This is a genomic window from Mobiluncus sp., assembly GCF_034180645.1.
GTDB lineage: Bacteria > Actinomycetota > Actinomycetes > Actinomycetales > Actinomycetaceae > Mobiluncus.
This window is the reverse complement of record NZ_JAXFNY010000009.1, coordinates 1-19,644: the sequence shown is the minus strand read 5'-3', so window position 1 is coordinate 19,644 and position 19,644 is coordinate 1. Positions and strand designations below refer to the sequence as shown.

Here is a 19,644-nt window from a genome sequence, read left to right as displayed (position 1 = left end):
ACTCATGGCAGTGAATATTGTCACTCAAGATAACATGGCTCAGGCTATGAGTGAGAACGATATTGTGGTGCTCGAATTCTGGGCTCCATGGTGCAGCCCGTGCCGCCTTTTTACCCCGGTTTTTGAACAGGCTTCCCTGCATAACCAGGACGTTTACTTTGGCACCGTCAACACCGAGGAACAAAAACCGTTGGTGAACGCGGCGGGTATTGTTTCCATCCCAACACTGATGATTTTCCGGCAGTCAATCCTGGTGTTCCGTGAGGCCGGCCTGCTGCAAGGCACTCAGCTGGACGAACTGCTCCACCAGGTTCGGAACTTAGATATGGCCCAGGTCGCAGCCGGGCACGGGGCAGTACAGTAACCCCCATATAACTCGCACTCTACCCCCGGTTTCGCCGGGGGTGACGTATATCTACCGCCAGACGAAACGTCGGGACACAATTCGCCAGACGCAGCTTACTTATCCCACTGCGGAGGGACGTATTGGCCTTTACCGAAGCGTGCCGCCATATCGCTACCCACCACGATGCCATCGCCCGCGGTGGTGTTCCAGCACACCACGCGGTTGCCGGACTTACTGGCCTGACAGGCAAAAATGCCGTTAGAAACCGTTTCGTTAGCAGCCAAAGTCCCTTCCGTGGCCGTGTCGATGGGTTCGATACACGCATACTCGTGGCGGCGGCTGTGCGAGGCGTAAAGTACATCACTGTATCCCGTATTCGGGGCTTGTGCAGAACAGTAGTAAGGATCCGTAGAGTTAGCGAAACACTGTACTTGTGACCCGCTGAAGATGCAGCGAACATTGCCGTCAGCAGTAGTAAAACTTTTGAGCTTCTTGGCATTAGCCGGGGCAGCCAGCGGATCCGTGGGCGTAGGTGTCGGCGAGGCGCTAGCACTGGCGCTCTCATCAGGAACAACCCGCTTTATGGTCTTGCCAGGGTTGGCTCCGGGCACTTCAATAGTCTTGGTGGGGCCGGTGTACCCTTCCGGCAAGCCGTTTTGTACTAACTCTTGGGGAGTGGCACTCACACTCGGGGTGGGTTCTGCCGCGTTAGCATTCACGGGAACCGGTTTATCAGCTTGGTTGGCCAGTCCCCAGACAACCAGCACAATCACGACCAGCCAAATCAATAACCCAAAAATCATCCACAGCCAAAACCGGTTGTACCGACTCTTTGTTGTTGCTCTGGAGCGGGAAAACCGGGAGTCGAGCCTTCCGGTCGTCGCAAATTCGGGACCTGCAGCAGTGGCGAAATCGGGAGTAAAGTCCGGTCCTGAGGCCTGGTTTTCCCGGTTCACCGCCGCCATTTCGGCCGCGGCTACGGCAGCGGACGAGTAGTCATCCTCATAGAGCTCTAACTCGATAGGCTCAGATTCCGGTTCCTCAAAAACGGGCGATTCTGGCAGAGGGGAGGGCTGAGATTCCTCGGGTACAGGCAAGTCGTCCGGTTGGGAAGTCTCGGGCTGGAGGTCAAGTGGGAGTTCGCTCGGCTGAGATACCTGAGGTTCTGCGACGGGTGAGTCTGGGGACAGATAAGCCATTGCGTAGTGTTCCAGTTCACCTCGTTGCACCAGTTCAGCACGTTTCGCGAGAGCGTCATCGACCTGCGTATCCTGCAGTTCAGCTAGCCAATCCAAAAGGTCAGGATAGGTCGACGGGTTCAAAGCTAGTAAGGGGCGCAACTCCGGAGCGTCTTGTGCAATAGTCTGCAAACGATCCAGCGGGGTATCTGGGTTGATAGCTTCAAGTTGTTCCTGGGTTAAATCTTCCATGAGCGCACCGGTTTCAACATCACAATAGGACAGTACCTCCTATTATATCCATATTCATAGCATTTTCCAAGGTAACCTCCAGGTTTGTCCATGCAAAGGTCTGAATCCTGAACACGCGGGCGATAAAACCACCCCAGGAATCCTGGCGATGCCTTGCTGTGCGGGTATGTGCCGGGTGTTCCAGCCTGATAACCGGGATAATTATTGACGTTAGCTTCCGGTTGTGGGGCTGGGCTATTATTCCAGACACTTCCAGGTAGACTAGGGGCAGTGAGTTTTGGCGGTGAGAGGTGAGTGATGGTGGGAAATACGCAAAAACCCGTTGCGCAGCAGGGCCGTACCCCCAACCGGGCACGCCCTAATCCTCAGCAGCAGACCGCGGAACAAATCGCCAAAGCGCGCCGCCGCTGGACCATTGCTATCATCGTGGCTGCTGTCATGTTGGCGGCTCTCGTTATCGGCCTGGTCGTGATGTGGGTGCTGGGCAGCGATTCCCAGGGGGCGCGTTCGGCTTGCGCGAAAGCCAGCCAGGATTTAACCAAACAGTACACTTCGCTACAGCAGGTAGTGTCCGACGCGGAAACTACTTTGGCCACGACTGATTCCACTCAAGTTGCAGACCCCGCCATGCTCGATGACATTCAGGCCAAAGCGCAGCAGGCCAGCAAAGAAATCAAACCCCTGGAATGTACCGGTAAGGATGTCGCCAAAAAAACCTCCACCATGATGGCTCAGGCTGAAGCGTTGAAAAAGCAGCAAACCGAGCTGGAGGCGGCGCTGCAACACATTAAGGAAGCTGAAAATCTCAACGGTCTGTCGGTAGCCAAGAAAGCCTTGGAAGATAAGATTGCCCAGGCGGAAAAGCTGGCAGAAACCGCTGCGGCTGCAGAAGCCAATACCGAGCCCAGAGCGGCTCTAGCTGCCCAAATTGAGGACGCGAAACGCCTTTTGAACCAGGTCAACTCCCTGTCAACCGTGTCAGACGATAAAGTCGATGGTCTCAACGAATCGATGCGTGCCTCTGTGGACCGTCTGGAGGAGGACATCACCGCGGTCACGAAAGCTATCGATGACAAACGCCTAGAAAAGGCTCGGAAAGAATCCGAGGAGCAACTTCTCCGTCAGCAACAGCAAATGGAGCAGGAACAGCGGGAGCAGCAAGGCAGTGCGACCTGCGAGGTCGGCCAGATGACCGTTGATGCCAACGGCAACAAGTTCTATTGCCGCAACGTCTTGGACCCCGCGACCGGAAAAGGCCAAACGACCTGGGTTGGAGAACCCACGGAATAGCCGCAACTCGGCACTTATACCCAATCCCTATCCCACGACGACTAGACAGAGGGCGCTTCAGGGGAGTGCGAGGAAGTCTCTGTGGGCGAGCTCGGAGAGTCAGTCGAAGTATCCGGTGGCGTAGGTTCCTTCGGAGCAATCGCCACCACTGCGGTCATGGACGTATCCAGCCCGACCAACTGCCCCGCCTTGTCCAAAGACAACACGGTACCCGGTTCGACCGAGGAATCTTCCTTTTCGGTAATCGTCAAGCGCACCCGGTTCGCATCCACAAACTGCTGCAGGCCCTCCTTGGTGCCTCCCACCAAGTCTTGGGGAATCCGGAAGTTACCGGAGGCAACCTCCAGGTCGACCGAGTCGCCTTTCTTAACCGCTTCGCCCTCGGCGGGGTTGGATTTAATGACTTTGTCTTTGTCTATCGTGCCCGAATCAGCGGTCGTAATGCTGCCAACCTCTAAGCCTTCCGCCTCTAAAGCCTTCCGAGCCTGTTCCTGGGTCAGCCCGGCCAGCGAGGGCACACTGGCATCGCCCGGACCGGTGGAAAGCGAGACGAACACCTTGGAACCTTTGGCGACCTTCGTCCCCACCGCTGGATCGGATTTAACAAAAATACCTTCCGGAATATCCTCGGAACTGACCCCGCGACCTAGGCGGAACACGAGTCCCGCATCGGTAATCGCGGTGGAGGCTTCCTCCTGGTTCATGCCGTCCAGAGAAGGAATCTCGACCATCTCATCGGTCGGCTTGTCTCCGCTGAAAACCAGCCAATATCCGAGGCCCAAAGCTGCCAATACCGCCAACAGTATAACGACAATAATCAGCGGCTTCTTGTTGGGCTTACCGCGATGATCCTGGGTCGAATCCGTGGTGTCCAAAGTCTGGGTGAGCTGGTTGTGCCCTACGGAATCCACTGCATTAAACCGGGGGGCTGCGCTGTTAGAGGCGTACCCCTGGTTCACCGGCGGGAGTACCGTGGTTGCGGCGCCGGTGGTATCACCGGCTAGAGGGGCCGTCCAGGTTGAGGTGGCGGGAGCCGCTACGCTTCCTCCACGCAGGGAAGCCTGCAGGTCAGCACGCATATGAGCGGCATCGGGATAGCGTTCTTCACGGTCTTTCGCCAAGGCTTTCATCACCACGCGGTCCAAAGATTCCGGGATGTCCGGCGCAATCGAGGAAGGCAGAGGCGGCAGCTGGGAAACGTGCTGGAACGCGACCGCCACAGCCGAATCACCCTTAAACGGGGGTTGGCCGGTCAGCAGCTCAAACAGCAAACACCCTGCGGAATACAGGTCAGAACGGGCATCAACCTGTTCGCCGCGAGCCTGTTCGGGAGAGAGATACTGGGCGGTACCCACCACCGCATCGGTTTGTGTCATGGTCGCTTGGGAATCGGATAGGGCGCGGGCAATCCCAAAGTCCATCACCTTGATTTTCCCGGTCGTGGTAATCATCACATTGCCTGGCTTAATGTCGCGGTGCACCAAGTTTTGATGATGGGCATACTCCAGCGCGTCCAGGACACCGGAAACGATTTCGACCGCTTCTTCCAGCGGAACCGGATTGCCGTCCGTCAACAGCTCCCGCACCGTGTGGCCTTCCACGTACTCCATGACGATGTAAGGCACCTTGATTTCCGCACCATCCGAAGCGGTGATGGTTTCTTCACCCGTGTCGTAAACAGCCACGATAGAGGGATGGTTCAAGTTGGCGGCTGATTGTGCTTCGCGGCGAAAACGTGCCTGAAAAACAGGGTCGCGGGCCAAATCCTGGCGCAAAATTTTAATCGCTACAATCCGGTTCAGGCGCGTGTCAGTACCGATATGGACTTCAGCCATACCGCCGCGTCCGATGAGCTGGCTAATTTCGTAGCGCCCGCCGATGATCCGGTCAGACTGACTCAAGGTTTTCCTCCTCTACTGGCGAGCTGGCTGGGGCTGCAACCGCCGTTACGGTCAAGCCCGATTCAAGGTTACCGGTTGAGGCCCCGGTACGCAGGGTGGTTGCCAGCCCAAAAATCAACGCTATCAACACCACGGCGGTGATGACTAATGCAATAACAAGTTTTCGTTTCGAACCCGTTTCCGGCTGGGGCAGCGGTTTGGCTTCCAGATAGCGCATCATTTCCTCATGGCGCCGCGGTGGAATCGCCTGGGACCCTACCGGTATAGCGGCTGGTTGAGCCTGTTTTACTCGGTGAAAATCGGGTCGCAAGGGTGGGGCGGACGTTTCCGGGTTCGCGGAGGTGGGTGGTGTCGAGCCGGCCTGGTGCAGTCCGGCTGCGGAGGCAGTCGCATCAGGTTTGGCCGGGGCCGCGTGAGGGGACAGCGGTACCGGGTCTACCGGCGCAGCAGATGATTGTGCGGAGGTGTCCGGGGACGGGGAAGCCGCAGGTTTGGCCGGGGGCGCGGATGCCGCAGTTTCGGTCGGAGAGGCCGATACGGCAGGCGTGTTTGCGGCGGGGGACTGCGGTGAAGTATCTTCCGGCTTTTTTTCGACCTGCGCCACGGGCATCTGGGCGGTCGGGGGAGCATCGGCCAGATTGCGTGAAAAACTCATGCGCGGAGTAAACGACAGCGGCACCGTGCCGTGCCACAGCGCCTGAACTGCTTCAGCGAGCTGTTTCGCCGATTGTGGGCGCAGCCGCGGATCTTTTTCCAACACCTGGTAAATCAACGCTGCCACTTGGGAATTTACGGTTTCAGGAAGGGGCGGAACCGGGTCTTTCACGTGCGACATCGCGATGTCGACCTGGGTAGGCCCCGTAAACGGACGTTTTCCAGCCAAGGCTTCATAGGCGATGACCCCCAGCGCATAAATATCGCCCAAGGCGGTCGCGGTTTCACCCATCGCCTGTTCGGGCGGCAGGTACTGGGCGGTACCCATCACCATCCCGGCCGCGGTCAGGGCTTCGGCGCGCGGAGCCAACGAAATCCCGAAGTCCGTCAGCTTCGCCACGCCCTTGTCGGAAACCAGAATATTTGAAGGCTTCACATCACGGTGAATGACGTGTCCTTCGTGGGAAGCCTGCAGGCCGTTAGCGATTTGGATGAGGATGGGAGCGAGCTGTTCCCAAGTCAAAATCTGGCCTCCCGCCAGAATGTCCGACAGGGGACGTCCCTCCACCAGCTCCATCACGATCCAGCCTTGGCCATCTGTTTCGCCCCAGTCAAAAACGGCGGCGAGGTTGGGATGATGCAGACGGGCAGCGTTGGTGGCTTCAGCACGTAAACGGGCCAGGAAGGTCGCCTGACCGATGAGTTCTTCTTTCAGCACTTTCACCGCGACGACATTTTGGCTGCGTTTGTCCCAACCGCGCCAAATCACGCCCATTCCTCCGGTCGCCAGGATGGACACCAGGCGATAGCGGTCGTTCAGTACCGTATTTGCCCCAATCATTGGCTCACTCCTGCCTGCAAAATGCTGCGTGCCAATGGGGCAGCCACGGTTCCGCCGGTGCCGCGTATACCCTGCGGATCCTCCACCACAATTGCTACGGCAATACGTGGGTTTTCCGCTGGGGCAAACCCTACAAACCAATGGTCAAGGCCGTGCCCCACCCCTGTTTCGGCAGTTCCGGTTTTACCTGCCACGTTCAGGCCGGGAATGCCGGCAGCCTTGCCGGTTCCGGACTGGACAACTTCCACCATCATCTGGCGGATACTGGCGGCAATTTCCGGCGACACTGCCTGGCTCAAAACCTGGGGAGCATACTGTTTGAGGACCTCAAAATCGGAGGACAGTTCCTGATTAATCAGGTAGGGAGTCATGGTTTTTCCGTCATTAGCGATAGCGCCGGCCACCATCGCCATCTGCAGGGGCGTCACCCGCACGGACTGCTGCCCAATCGCGGCGTTCGCCAGGAAAGACGGCGCTTCCGGGGGAGGGAATTCGGAAGCCACCCCGGTCAGCGGCACGTTCGGGACGGTGCCGAAACCAAAGGCTTTGGCCTGGGCCTGTAAAGGCTCGCCGCCCAACTGCATTCCCAATGCCGCAAACGGGGTGTTACAGGACAGGGCGAAGGCTTGATGCAACGGCACCTGGCCGTTTCCGCAAGATTCCCCGGCAAAGTTGCTGAGTTTCACATCGGTGCCCGGCAAATCCAGCGTATCGGGCGCATCCACAATCGTATCCGCGGCAACTGTCCCGTGAGACAGCAGAGCCGCGGTGGTCACAATCTTAAACGTCGAACCGGGGGGATATAGTTCACTGATTGCCCTGTTCAGAAGGGGTTTTTGCGGGTCGGCGACCAAAGCGTTGTAGGTATTTTGCAGGGCGTTGCCGTCCGGGCCGCTCAAGGCGTTGGGGTCAAAAGCGGGAGAGGAAGCCATTCCCAGGATTTCTCCCGTTTTCGGGTTCAGCGCCACAGCGGCGCCGGTTTTCCCTGACAACGCCGCGGTCATCGCATCCTGGACTGCCGGGTTGATAGTTAGTGACACGTTTCCAGCCTGCGGCTGGGCGCCGGTAAACAGGTCTTGGAGGCGCTGCATCCATTGGGAATCCGCCTTGCCAGACAAAATCGGTTCAGCGGCCTTTTCCAAATCTGTCATCTGGCCGCGAATCGCTGCCGGGAAGTATCCCGTAATATGGGCGTATTTCGCACCCTGGGGATAATTCCGGGCGTAGGTGACTTCCGGCCCGTTTCCCACGGGCAGCGACTGAGCCAGTACCAGGGCACCGTCCCCGGTCACGATTTTGCCACGCTCTTGGTTCCAGTAGGCATCGGTGACGCGACGGTTCAGGGGGTGTGCGTTCAGTGTCGGGGCGAAAAAGAACTGCTGATACGTTAACGCCCCCATTAATGCCACAATCATGACAATCAGGGCAACCGCTAAACGGCGAATTTGAGCGTTCATTGAGGCATCACCACTCTTTCGGTGGCGGCGTAATCGAGAGCTCCTCCGGCTGCCCCCGCAGAATCTCCCGAGTCGCCGGAACCGCCGGACGTCAACCTAAAACCACTGGTTCCATTGGAAGGCACTGGTCGACGGGCCGAATCGGAAATCCGCAGCAGAATCGCTACCGCTAACCAGTTGGCGACAGAAGAAACACCTCCTGCGGCCAGGAACGGGGCGGTCAAACCGGTGGAGGGAATTAGGCGGGTCACGCCTCCCGCCACGATAAACAGCTGCGCCCCGATGCCGAAGGCCAAAGCGGTGGCCAGCAGTTTCCCGAAACCGTCACGCACCCCCATCGCTGCTCGCAATCCGCGCAGTACCAGGATCAAGTACAGCAGCATCACGGCCAACATGCCGGTCAAACCGATTTCCTCAGCGACGGAGGACACAATGAAATCCGAGTTTGCCAGAGGGGTTTGACCCGGCCTGCCTAACCCCCATCCGGTTCCGGTCAAACCGCCGTAGGCCATCCCGAACAGGGCATTGACCAGTTGCCAAGAACCGCCGACCCGGTCCGGGTTCGCGACCTCCAGATCCAAAGCGTGCAGCCAGTTCGTCACCCGGTCTTGCACATGGGAAAAGGACAGATAGGCCACGACAGCCATCGGTATCATCAGCACTCCGCCGAAAAAAATCCAGGAGGGGCGGTCGGTAGCGACATAGAGTACGGCGACAAAGATAGCGAACAGCAGTAGCGCCACCCCCAGGTCCTTTTGCAGTACCAACAGACCCATCACCGCTGCCCACACGACCAGAATCGGCAACAGGTCGCGCCATCGGGGCAGTTGAATGAAACCGAGCTTTTTCCCGGCAATAGCCAAGGAATCCCGGCGGTATTCCAGATAGCCGGCAAAGAAAATCGCCAGCAAAATCTTGGCAAATTCATTGGGTTGAATCGTGAATCCCAAAATCCGCAAGGAAATATCGGCACCGTTGACGGTTTGTCCCAGTCCTGGAATCTTGGTGGAAAGCATCAGTAAAATGGCCACGACCAGGGAGGGCCAGGCAAACTTTCGCAGGCTGCGATGATCCCGAAACACCAGTAGGGTCAGGATTACCACCGCGATAGAACCGACCATGAAAATGACTTGGCGTTCGTTGTTGACCTGGGTCAACATAGCGTTACGCACCGCAGTGGAACCGGTGGTATCGGCGCGTTGCTGATAGTACAGGTCCAGGCGGGAAATCATCGCCAAACCAATCCCGTTTAACGCCAAAGCCACCGGCATAATGACCGGATCGGCATAGGGAGCCAAAAACCGCATCGCCACGTGTAGCGCGATTCCCCCCACGGCGATCGCGGCGCAATACCAGTACCAAACCTGGGGAGCCTCCGGGTGGGAAACCATGATGGAAAGGTAGGCTCCGACCCCGACCAAGATTGCCAGAATGAGCAAGAACAGTTCGGAGCGACGCCCAGATCTGGCAGGATACTGCACGATGGTAGCCATTACTGGTTACCTCCCGCAGTATTTGAGGATTCTTCGGTTGACGCAGTTGTCTCAGGTGTGGTTGGGCTCGGGGTCACAAGGGATGGTGCGGGCTTGTTCGCTTCCTTAACCATTCCGGTGTCCCGCCACGATGCAATCAACTCCTGGGCTTCCTCACGATTACGCAGGGAAATGCTCTTTTCCAGGCGCTGCTGGATGACGGGCGCCAAATCGGAATTGCGCACCCCCATACCTTCGACAGGGTGATACAAATCCCACGAGCCAATGGACTGATCAATCCCCCTAAACAGGGTCACTTCGCCCTGATTCACGCCCAAGAAGTATTGCTTTTGGGTCCAGCCATAGGAAAACCACGCTCCGAGACCCAAGGCCGCCAGAACCAGCAGCGTCAAAAAGATGCCGATGAACCAACCCCGCCGAGACAACTTGCGGGGATCTTTCGGGGTGCGCATGGCAAATTCGTCCTGCTCCAAAGGCTTCCCGCGGCGCAGCATTGCGGCTTTCTCAGCGGGAGTCGCTTCGCTGATACTGGCTCCAGCGGGCCGAATTGAAGCGGCTCCCACAATCTGGGGAGCGGTAGCGGTCAGTTCCTCATCGGAAGCCACCACGTCAGCAATCACGCAGGTCACGTTGTCAGGGGCACCGCTCTTCAGCGCTAAACCGACCAATTCTTCACAGCAGCTTTCCGGCGTCTCGCCCTCGGCCAGAACGGTGGCGATAGTCTCAGCGGAAACCACTCCGCTCAACCCATCCGAACACAACAACCAGCGATCCCCCACCACAGCCGCACGCACGGACTCGTCCAAAGTTACATCCCCTTCGGAATCCCCCAACACCCGCAGCAACACGGAACGTTTCGGGTGGTGCGCCGCCTCCTCCGGGGTCAACTCCCCAGATTCCACCAGGTACTGCACAAAAGAATGATCTTTCGTCACCTGGGTCAACTCACCGTCCCGCAACAGGTAGGCTCGTGAGTCACCCACGTGAACCATCGCCATCTTGTTCCCTGAACGTAAAATCGCCACACAAGTGGTACCCAGGCCCTGCAACTCCTCGTGACTGCCCGACAGTTCCACCAAATCTCGGTGGGCCTCCCCAATGGCGTCACGCAGCAAGTTCAACAAGTCGTCAGCAGCGTGGGAATCTGCGTCCAGCGGCGCCAAATGCGCCACCGCCACCGAGGAAGCAATGTCGCCCCCGGCGGGACCGCCCATTCCATCAGCCAGCACCAACAGATGCGGCCCGGCATAGCCGGAATCCTGGTTGTTTTTACGAACCAAGCCGACGTGAGAACGAGCCGCATAACGCAGTTGGATAGACATCAGCGCAGCTCCACTATGGTTTGTCCGAAGCGAACCGGGGTGTGTGCGCTGAGCGGAGTCGGAGAAGTAATCCGGACTCCTCCCACAACAGTCCCGTTCGTTGAACCCAAATCCTCCACGAACCACTGGCCGTCTCGCGGAAAAATCCGGGCGTGTTGAGCCGAAGCGTAGTCATCATCCAGCACCAAAGTTGAGGTCGGAGCGCGGCCCACTATGACCGGCCTATCGGTGAGCTGCAGAGAAGACCCCGTCAAAGGCCCCTCGGTAACCAAAAGCGTGGACACCGCAGCGTCACGTTTCCTCTGTTTACGGCCTTTGGCAGGTCTCACAGATTTAGCTTGGTCGCGCCGGGTGACAACCGTACCGTAGATGTCGCGGCTCAAAACCAGGATGGACCCTCCCACCAGGAGCCACAGCAACACCAGGTATCCCAGGCGCAGTAAGGAAAAACTCAGTTCGTTCAACAGTTCGCCCCTCGCCTCACGATTCTTGGGGTGGAGCGGCTTGACGCCAGAAAATCATCTTGATACGGCCTGCCGTCACCACGTTGCGATCTAAGAGAGTAGCTTCGTTGACGCGGTTTCCCTCTACAAAAGTTCCGTTCGTAGAACCTAAATCGCGCAGCACGTAGTTGGTGCCGACCTGGACAATTTCAAAATGCTGATGGGACACTCCGGAATCGCTCAAAGCGATGTCCACGTTGCGTCCCCGTCCCACCACGGTACGCTCTCCCACCAGCAGGTAAGTCTGTCCCCCGACCACTTCCAACAGAGGTTTTTGTTCATGCTTTGCTAATAGTTCGGATTCCTGCGGGTTAGTTGTGCCGCCGGAGTTAGCTGGGACGTCCGGAGCCGCGGATTCCACAGGTTTCCATTCCAGATTCTCACTAGCGGGAGTCTGTGCAGGCGCCGGGTGTGGTTTTGGTTGGGAGGGCGATAGCACGGGCTCGGCTGGGATACCGGGTTCACTCCCGGATACCGGACGAGCCCCAGAAACGGAACGAGCCTTAACTTCCAGGCGGCGCTGTTCGGGATTGAGCGGGGTAAACTCGACGTAAACCGAACCGGTCAAAGAATAATTTTGCTCGGTAGCGTAGGCGTTGGCGTCACGCACGAACTCTTGCAGCAAGGCTTCTTTACCCCACTGTTCGAATGCAGCATCAGTTTCAGGAGAAATGGAAATCTCAAAATGATTGGGTGCCACGGTGCGTTCACGAGACATCGGAGTGGCGCCCCGATCCATGGCTTGGCGGATTGCTTGAGTCACATCTATAGGCTTGTCAGGACCGGAACGATACACCTTGGATTTCATGCGGTCAAAGAACTCCAAAACCCCTCCTTCCGAGAATCGCCAACAGTTGAGACAGTCTGGGGCAATTCTAACGGCATAACTCGTGTAATTCGTTATTGAACTATGGGACCAGGGGTTTTAGCGGTGATCCGCAACCCGGGTAAAGAAGTCCCCGATGGCCTGCAAGACAATGACGATGATGCCAATAACAATTAGCGAAACCAGCAGGGTATCAGCTTGGTAGCGAGAGTAGCCGTAGTTAATGGCCAAAGAACCTAAGCCGCCCCCGCCAAAAGCCCCGGTAATCGCGGAATAGCCAATGATGGTGATGACCAGCACAGTCGTGGATTGAATCAGGGCAGGAAGCGCCTCGCGGACTTGCACGCCCCACATGATTTGGCTGCGACTGGCACCCATCATTTGCGCCGCCTCAATCTTGCCGGAATCCACACCCATAATGTTGGATTCGACCAGACGAGCAAAGAATGGCGTGGCCCCAACTATCAGCGGGACGCAGGCCGGTTGCCAGCCAATGGTGGTCCCCACGACCAGGCGCGTGAACGGGAGGATAAATACTGCCAAAATCAGGAACGGCAGAGAACGCCCCAAGTTCACAATAAATCCCAAAACCTTGTTCACCGCCGCGTTGGGAGTCAAGCCAGTTTTCGCCGTGGAAACCAGAAACAACCCCACCGGTAGACCAAACAGTACTGTAAACAGAGTCGAGACGGCTGTCATCGCTAAGGTCTCCAGGGTGGCAGGAAGCATCTCTCGCGTGATGGCGGGGTTGTCAAACCAAGTCGGATCGCCAGGTCCAGCGGGCAGAATGGATTGCACTGATGTAGCAATAGAGTTCACCTGATTTACTAAATCTGCGTTTTGTGACAGCAGGGTGGGCAGGAGTTCCAGCATTTTAGTTTTCCACCTCCAAGTTCAAAGCCTCCAGAGGTCTGACGGTTGCATACACACCTTTGGAGCGCATCGCCGCAATCAGACCGTTCATGTTTTCAGCCGAAACTGCCAAAGCGAGCCGTCCGACCTGGGTGTTTCCTACAGTCTCAAATGTTCCGGCAGCAATATCCGCCCCCGCGGCGGCAACCATTGACATCACGGCAGAACCGGTAGGCTTGCCCGGATTCGAGTTGAAAGCAATGTCTACCAGCGCGGCCGGTTTGCCGTTTAGCACCGGCTTGCTCTTCACTTGTGGACGGGGAACCAGGTCAAGCGCTAAACGGCTTTCTGGCTCGGTTAATATGTCCTCAACCGTGCCGGTTTGGATAATCTTGCCGTGTTCCAGCAGGGTGACGGAATCACAAATTTCACGTACCACCGCCATCTCGTGCGTAATAATCACCACGGTGACCCCCAAACTTTCCGAAAGGTCACGAATCAGGTGCAGGACCTGACTGGTGGTTTCCTGATCCAGCGCCGAAGTCGGTTCATCACACAACAGGACCTGAGGACTGGTGGCCAGACCCCGAGCAATGCCAACCCGCTGCTTCTGACCTCCGGAAAGCTGCGACGGATAGGACGAGGCACGATCCTGTAAACCTACCAGCCGCAGCAACTCCATGACTTTTTCCTTGCGGTTGCCGTGCGGTACGCCAGCCAGATAGAGGGGATAGGCAACGTTACCGGCCGCGGTGCGGGAATCCAGCAGGTTCGCGGCCTGGAACACCATCCCGATTTTGCGTCGCGCCTGGCGCAGTTCTGTCTCATTCAAGGTGGTCATTTCTTGACCGTCAAGGGTGATGGAGCCGGTGGTGGGTTTTTCTAACGCCGTCAAGCAACGAATTAAGGTGGATTTACCAGCCCCGGATTGTCCCACGATACCGTGAATCGAACCTTTGGCAATCGTCAGGTCAATGTTGTCCAAGGCATGCACGGTTCCGCCCGCCGCGGACTTCACATGATAGATTTTGCTAACCCCGCTCAGGGTAATCATCGGCTCGCTTGTTTTCATCGCCTTAAACCTTACCGGATTTTGTTGTAATCCCCGCAATAGCGTCCGTCTTGGGCTGGCTGGTACCAGCCCGGCCAGCCAGCCCGAGGCTTGCGGAACAAATTGTGGGTGTTAAATGAGTTTTCCCCGGTCCGCTGGATTGCAGCGGATTCCGGGGAACAGCGCGCCCGAAGGGACTCGAACCCCCAACCTTCTGATCCGTAGTCAGATGCTCTATCCATTGAGCTACGAGCGCTGAGGTCATTAAGTCTAGCCCTAACCTGCACGATTCCCCAAATCGGCGTTCTCCAGGCAAAAAATCAAGAGAAATCTGGCTTTATTCAAAGCGATTCCAAGAAGTCAGTTTGTCGGCCTCGGTGATTTCACGCAATACCCGGCAGGGGTTGCCGATGGCCACGCAGTCGTCGGGGATATCTTTGACGACGATACTGCCCGAACCGATGACCACGTTGCTGCCGATGCTCACCCCCGGCAGGACCTGCGCAGCGGCGCCAATCCACACGTTGTCGCCCACGGTAATGCTGTGGCCGTACTCCAAACCTTGGTTACGCCGCTCAAAGTCAATCGGGTGACCCGCCGTGTGAAACCCGCAGTTCGGAGCAATGAACACATTGTCGCCGAAGGTAATCCGGGCGCAATCCAGCATCACCGTGTTGTGGTTGGCGTAAAAGATTTCCCCGATTTCGATGTTGTAGCCGTAGTCACACCAAAACGGGGCGGTTATGGTGAAATTTTGCCCGGTTTTGCCCAAGAGTTCCCGCATTAGGCGGTACTGAGCGGCGTGGTCGGAAGGCCGGATTTGATTGTATTCAAGGCACAAGTCTTTGGCGTGGTCCCTTTCGCTGCAAAGAGTGGGGTCTCGGTCTGCGTTATAGAGCATCTGGTTCAGCATTTTTTCTTTTTCAGATAAACTCACCAGAACTCCTTTGCGGTAGGCGGATAGATTGTCAGGCTGCCGTGGGGAACGATGCCGTACCTACAGTGTAGAGCACCCGCAGAACCGAAAACGAGACCACACCGGTCTTGGGAACTTTAGGGCAGGCCGGGAAAGAACACGCTGATAATGACCCGCAAAGCCCCGAAGGTGGCCAGGGCCAACGCCAGGTTGCGGGCCCACTGAGGCTTGACATACTTCTTAAGCAATCGCGAAATGACGGTGCCGACCAGGATAGCCACCAAGATAGCGGCAATCGTGGGGGCAGGTAGGGAAGTGAGCACGGCTCTTTGCCCGCCAAACCAGACTTTGCTGGTCACCACAATAATGTTGAAACACAGGAACAGTGGCTGCAAAGTGGCCGCAAACTCACGCTGAGACCATCGGGTAGTTTGCGAGTAAGCCGCCATGACCGGCCCGGACTGGGCCACCAGGGCGCTCATCATGCCCCCCAGGAAACCGAAAATCAGAGACCCCGAAAAAACTGGTATCGCCCGAAAACGCGGGGCAAAAATGGAAAAGAACACCATGGTCAGCATGATGATTCCCACAAAAAATGAGAAAACACGATCGGGCACAAACCGTAGTGCCACAACGGTAGCGAACAAAGCTGGCAAGGCACTGAGCATCAGCAAGCGGAAACGATACCAGTTCACATCTCGAAAACCGGTCACGAACAGCAGTAACGTGACTAAACCGCCGCAAATGTTTCCCCACAGAATCCCGTAGTGAGCCCCGGCTGCCACCACCAAAACCGGGACTGCAATCATGCCGAAACCCATCCCAGCCAAGCCTTGCACGCAGGTACCCAGCAAGACGATTGCAGTCAAGAGCACCAATTCCATTACTTCACTATATCGCCTCGCCGCGAGGCTCCCAGCATGGAATACGTCGCCAAACTGTGGGAAAGCGAGTCATTCGCGCAATGGATTGAGTTATCAGGGTGTGGAACCCAGTCGGGACCGGCCTAGCGTCACCGGTTGGCGTTATCGCTATAGGCCTCCAGGTAGCGTTGATATTTCTGGGCGGTGATTTCGGCGTATTCTTCCTGCGGGACGATTACCTCACCCACTGGCGGTTCGTAATCCTCTAAGGATAGCGTGCTATCCAGCAGATATGCTCCCCAAAGGGCGGCTCCCATCATGGAATTTTGTTTCACCAGACAGGGAGTCAGGGTGTGTCCGAACACGTTAGCTGCCAACTGGGACCAGATGCTGGAGTGGAGGATTCCCCCCGAAATGAGGATGCGCTCGGGTTCTCCGTTCAGTTTGGTTACGGCGTCATAACATTGTTTAAGGTTGAACAAAACCCCTTCCAATACGGCCTGGTAAGTCAGCTTGAAATCGTGTTTCGAGGTCAGACCTAAGAAACCGCCCTTGCGTTTATCGCCCCAGCCGGGGTTACGTTCGCCAAAAATGAAAGGCAGAAAGACCGGAGTATCAGCAGCGTAATCCATCCCCGCTTCGAGTTCATCGTAAGTGGTGGGACGCAGCGACAAACCTTTAAACCAATCCACCGTGTTGCAGGCGCCCGCCGTTGCAGCTCCGGAAATCCAACTCTTGGGTCCGATGTAGCACCAAGTAGACATATCCGGGTGGAATTGGATTCTTGCTGAAGAACTACGCGAGATTCACGCACACAATTTTGGCGTCTATGGTATTCGTAAGATGTGGCACGCAGACAGGCGCGCGGGCTGGGATATTGGTCGTGACCAGGTCGCTCGACCGAATAGTTCCCCAGGCCTCCCTAGACATGACAAAGCCCCCGATCTAGAACATGCAACTAGCCACAATCCATGCAACATTTCGTGCAACATCGTAGCGAAAGATGGGTAATACACAAGCACGATAAAACGCCGCTATATCAACATAAAATCCGCAGAATATCAACGATTGCCGGGGGTAAAAGCGGAGGGCGAGGGTGGTGTTTGTGGTGTTTCGCCTGAAACGACCAGTGGTGGTCGTTTCTTAACGGCTTCACCGTTTTCGCGGCGACTCATGCGAGCTTCGCTCGCTGCCGCCCGCGCTGGTGAACCGGGGGTTCGAATCCCTCGCGGAGGGCGAGGGACACTAACTAAGCGCGGAGACTGCAATAAAAAAATCCATCGTGCAACATTTCAAACCATTATGAACTGGTAAAACCCCAGGTTAAGTACAGTATAATGTTGCATGTGGCGGTTCACAAGCATTGTTATGAGGAGTCTGCCGGTTCGCCCGTATCAACCCCCGCTCACTGACGTAGGTGAGGACGGGGGGCTATTTGGGTTCCGGTTCAAGTAGCTTGCCCGTAGCACTCGGTTATTCAGGGGCTGGCAACGTGACTTCGACTTCTGGCAGTTCCTCATTGAAATCAGTACCTTTGCCCTGCAATAATCCTTTCAATACTCCAAAACTTTGTGAGGACATCGACAGTAACATCGGAATGGTGGAATCCAAGTATTTTTCGCAAAGTTCGGTGTAATTCCTGTTGGGTAGCGTACCATCGTTAGGACTGATTTCTTCTTCAACATTCAGCTCCACAAATGTGCTACCCGTAGTCAGCCAGTCTGACGAAACTAAACACACTTCTGAGCGATAACGAATCTTATTCAAATCGAATGGCTCCTTCGTATCAGGAGGTGAAACAATTATTCTAACATAGGGCTTAGGTGGCTTGACTTCCTCAGAGTCGAACCCCATCAGCTTTAAAGGTGCGGTCATCAACCTGATGACTCCCGAGTCTGTAACTTGCATGTGTATCACGCCTCTGCCAGGATTTGTGTTCGTGTGGGATAGTCGGGTGACTGATCCAGAGTTTCCCTAGAGACACGTTCCCACAATTTTTCCGCTTCGTCGCTGGGGGCGCTAATGTTTTCCACTGCTGTTACATTCGGTACCGGACGAACCGTGTATTCTATCTCCGCACCAATTGCAATGGCGTAAGCCCTAATCGTCCGTTGGTTAGGGTTGACCTGCAAATTCTCAAATCGCGAGATATAGGACTGGTCATTTCCCATACGCTCAGCTACTACCTTTTGCGTCAGACCATCCTGTTCGCGGGCGCGGCGAATCTTGACCAGAGCTTCAATGAGCTGACGGTCACGACGTACTTGGGCGCGTGCTAAGGTATATACTTGTTTCTCGGTTGGTTCCTGCATGTCCTTACCTTTCCATAGCCCAAATTATTCCACGTTTCCTACGCAAGTTGGCTCAAATGAATCTTGATATGTCTTTCTTAGCATACGTCAGATGGTTCGGTAACAGAAAACGGTAGATTGCGCAGATTCATGCGGGGCTACGTGGAGTCATGAAAGAAATCTTACGTTGTGAGCACTTATGGATGAAGCTATCTTGGAGTTCGCGCCATCGTTGTCTGTCCAGCACCTTTACGTAGCTTCCCAGACTCACCAGGGAATCTCTATCGTGTTCTGGCTCAAAACAGTAGATTCGTGAACGGCAACGATTTCCGTTCACGTCGAAGGGTTCAGGCACTCGCAGTTCTATAACTTCAACATCAAGGCGGGTCCTGGTGGCATCCCTTGTTGCTTTCACGAACTCTGGATCTTGTTGCAGATTCCCATATGAGGCTCGTTCTAGCAAATCATCCATTTCAGCCCGAAGATGCATACGTTCAAACATATGAGCTTCCAGAGTATTCAAGTCAAGTGCCATATCGTCACTAATCCAGCATGGCATCTCATACCATTGACGACCAGGCATTATTTCCCCGTTAAATTCATCTCCAGGGTGAATCCAGATGTACGGCTTCTCAGTGAAGGAGCAACACCGCAAAACACCACTATCGCCCATTAATGCTCCCTCAACAATCTCCGGTATCCCGCCATCTGCCTGCTACTCATTCTATTCCATAAGAGTCTTACTTCGATATGGTGTTCGTTTACCAACCGAAATGCTCATCTGCAATGGCCTGTTCATCATGGTACGTGGCGGTTCACAAGCATTGTTGTGAGGAGTCTGCCGGTTCGCCCGTATCAACCCCCGCTCACTGATGTAGGTGAGGACGGGGGTTATTTGGGTTCCGGTTCAAGTAGCTCACCCACACCAGAGCGGAAAGCAGCTCTAGTTCTTTCGATATTACCTGAAGTACAATGATGGGAGAGGGGGTACGATGATGACTTCACAAGCCACAGCGAAACAACATCTACCCCGGCTGGTGAGATAAGAGGGATATAATCACAGGTTATGCATGTGTATATTGATGACTCTGGCGATGGAGGGATGAAGTTTGGGAAAGGATCGACTCGGTTTCTAGTTATGGCAGCCTGCGTCTTCGATGATACACGGCAGATAGAACTCCTCGACCAGAAAGTTAGCGATTTATCACAACAGTTGCATCGAAAGACCGAGTTTAAATTTCATAAAACCAAAAAATCACACAAGAGAATGTTTTTTGAGGCAATCGAGCCAGTGAATTTTGCTGTTCGAGTACTGGTGATAGACAAAACGATTCTCTATTCTGAGACGCTTCGCAAATCTCCGAGTAAACTAAAATCCTTCGCTATTTCGCTGCTGTTAACCCACACCTTCAACACGGTAAAAAACGCAAAAATCATCATCGATGGCCAAGACACAAAAAGCTTTGGCTGAAGTGTCCCAGGTTTTGTTCCGTTTGAGTAGATGGGAAAATCTGGATTATGCCGAAGAAGTTTGATCAGGAATCGAAGGATCGGGTTGTGCGTTTGGTCGAGGATCGGATCCTTGCTGAGGGGCTTTCGATGCAGCAA

18 protein-coding genes, 1 tRNA gene and 1 pseudogene are annotated in these 19,644 nt (G+C 55.6%); 4 read left to right on the top strand and 16 right to left on the bottom strand.

Annotated features, from left to right (window positions below):
• The first annotated feature begins 4 nt into the window (after window positions 1-4).
• Complete coding sequence (locus SPI05_RS03715) at window positions 5-364, top strand: thioredoxin domain-containing protein (RefSeq protein WP_321076301.1); 360 nt, start codon at window positions 5-7, stop codon at window positions 362-364.
• A 95-nt stretch (window positions 365-459) separates the two neighbouring features.
• Here the strand turns inward: SPI05_RS03715 and SPI05_RS03710 are convergent, their stop codons facing one another.
• The gene (locus tag SPI05_RS03710) at window positions 460-1,776 is read right to left on the bottom strand and encodes a hypothetical protein (protein WP_321076300.1); all 1,317 of its coding nucleotides are present in this window, start codon (window positions 1,774-1,776) and stop codon (window positions 460-462) included.
• Window positions 1,777-2,073: 297 nt separating this feature from the next.
• Between SPI05_RS03710 and SPI05_RS03705 the strand changes: the two genes are divergently transcribed.
• Window positions 2,074-3,066 (top strand): hypothetical protein, encoded by a 993-nt coding sequence (locus SPI05_RS03705; protein ID WP_321076294.1) that lies wholly within the window; start codon window positions 2,074-2,076, stop codon window positions 3,064-3,066.
• Window positions 3,067-3,107: 41 nt separating this feature from the next.
• Here the strand turns inward: SPI05_RS03705 and pknB are convergent, their stop codons facing one another.
• From pknB to SPI05_RS03640, 13 genes are all read right to left on the bottom strand, one after another.
• Window positions 3,108-4,967: a Stk1 family PASTA domain-containing Ser/Thr kinase gene (gene pknB, locus SPI05_RS03700; protein WP_321076292.1), complete on the bottom strand. Its 1,860-nt coding sequence runs from the start codon at window positions 4,965-4,967 to the stop codon at window positions 3,108-3,110.
• Complete coding sequence (locus SPI05_RS03695; RefSeq protein WP_321076290.1) at window positions 4,954-6,462, bottom strand: serine/threonine-protein kinase; 1,509 nt, start codon at window positions 6,460-6,462, stop codon at window positions 4,954-4,956. The genes pknB and SPI05_RS03695 overlap by 14 nt, the downstream gene beginning before the upstream one ends.
• Complete coding sequence (locus SPI05_RS03690; RefSeq protein ID WP_321076288.1) at window positions 6,459-7,919, bottom strand: penicillin-binding protein 2; 1,461 nt, start codon at window positions 7,917-7,919, stop codon at window positions 6,459-6,461. The genes SPI05_RS03695 and SPI05_RS03690 overlap by 4 nt, the downstream gene beginning before the upstream one ends.
• Complete coding sequence (locus SPI05_RS03685) at window positions 7,916-9,412, bottom strand: FtsW/RodA/SpoVE family cell cycle protein (RefSeq protein WP_321076286.1); 1,497 nt, start codon at window positions 9,410-9,412, stop codon at window positions 7,916-7,918. The genes SPI05_RS03690 and SPI05_RS03685 overlap by 4 nt, the downstream gene beginning before the upstream one ends.
• A complete protein-coding gene (locus SPI05_RS03680) occupies window positions 9,412-10,734 on the bottom strand; it encodes a PP2C family serine/threonine-protein phosphatase (protein ID WP_321076285.1) in 1,323 nt (440 codons plus the stop codon). The genes SPI05_RS03685 and SPI05_RS03680 overlap by 1 nt, the downstream gene beginning before the upstream one ends.
• The gene (locus tag SPI05_RS03675; RefSeq protein WP_321076284.1) at window positions 10,734-11,198 is read right to left on the bottom strand and encodes an FHA domain-containing protein; all 465 of its coding nucleotides are present in this window, start codon (window positions 11,196-11,198) and stop codon (window positions 10,734-10,736) included. The genes SPI05_RS03680 and SPI05_RS03675 overlap by 1 nt, the downstream gene beginning before the upstream one ends.
• A 16-nt stretch (window positions 11,199-11,214) precedes the next feature.
• A complete protein-coding gene (locus SPI05_RS03670; RefSeq protein WP_321076283.1) occupies window positions 11,215-12,063 on the bottom strand; it encodes an FhaA domain-containing protein in 849 nt (282 codons plus the stop codon).
• 99 nt (window positions 12,064-12,162) lie between these two features.
• A complete protein-coding gene (locus SPI05_RS03665) occupies window positions 12,163-12,936 on the bottom strand; it encodes a methionine ABC transporter permease (RefSeq protein ID WP_321076282.1) in 774 nt (257 codons plus the stop codon).
• A gap of 1 nt (window position 12,937) precedes the next feature.
• Window positions 12,938-13,987, bottom strand: a complete 1,050-nt coding sequence (locus tag SPI05_RS03660; protein WP_321076279.1) for a methionine ABC transporter ATP-binding protein — start codon at window positions 13,985-13,987, stop codon at window positions 12,938-12,940.
• Between the two features lie 162 nt (window positions 13,988-14,149).
• Window positions 14,150-14,222: transfer RNA gene (locus SPI05_RS03655), tRNA-Arg, on the bottom strand.
• Between the two features lie 81 nt (window positions 14,223-14,303).
• Window positions 14,304-14,903, bottom strand: a complete 600-nt coding sequence (locus tag SPI05_RS03650; RefSeq protein ID WP_321076277.1) for a sugar O-acetyltransferase — start codon at window positions 14,901-14,903, stop codon at window positions 14,304-14,306.
• Between the two features lie 116 nt (window positions 14,904-15,019).
• Entirely contained in the window at window positions 15,020-15,766 is a 747-nt protein-coding gene (locus SPI05_RS03645; RefSeq protein WP_321076275.1) for a sulfite exporter TauE/SafE family protein, read from the bottom strand.
• A 128-nt stretch (window positions 15,767-15,894) separates the two neighbouring features.
• Window positions 15,895-16,509, bottom strand: a complete 615-nt coding sequence (locus tag SPI05_RS03640) for an FGGY-family carbohydrate kinase (protein WP_321076274.1) — start codon at window positions 16,507-16,509, stop codon at window positions 15,895-15,897.
• Between the two features lie 52 nt (window positions 16,510-16,561).
• Between SPI05_RS03640 and SPI05_RS08985 the strand changes: the two are divergent.
• Window positions 16,562-16,645: pseudogene (locus SPI05_RS08985) on the top strand (hypothetical protein); the annotation flags it as partial.
• Between the two features lie 573 nt (window positions 16,646-17,218).
• Here the strand turns inward: SPI05_RS08985 and SPI05_RS03635 are convergent.
• Both SPI05_RS03635 and SPI05_RS03630 read right to left on the bottom strand, forming a co-directional pair.
• Window positions 17,219-17,653, bottom strand: coding sequence for a hypothetical protein (locus SPI05_RS03635; protein WP_321076272.1), 435 nt, complete (start codon window positions 17,651-17,653; stop codon window positions 17,219-17,221).
• 5 nt (window positions 17,654-17,658) lie between these two features.
• On the bottom strand, window positions 17,659-18,057 hold the full coding sequence (locus SPI05_RS03630) for a helix-turn-helix transcriptional regulator (protein WP_321076271.1): 399 nt from the start codon (window positions 18,055-18,057) through the stop codon (window positions 17,659-17,661).
• Between the two features lie 1,051 nt (window positions 18,058-19,108).
• On the opposite strand from SPI05_RS03630, the gene SPI05_RS03625 reads away from it, so the two are divergent.
• Window positions 19,109-19,507 (top strand): DUF3800 domain-containing protein, encoded by a 399-nt coding sequence (locus SPI05_RS03625; protein ID WP_321076269.1) that lies wholly within the window; start codon window positions 19,109-19,111, stop codon window positions 19,505-19,507.
• The last annotated feature ends 137 nt before the right edge of the window (window positions 19,508-19,644 follow it).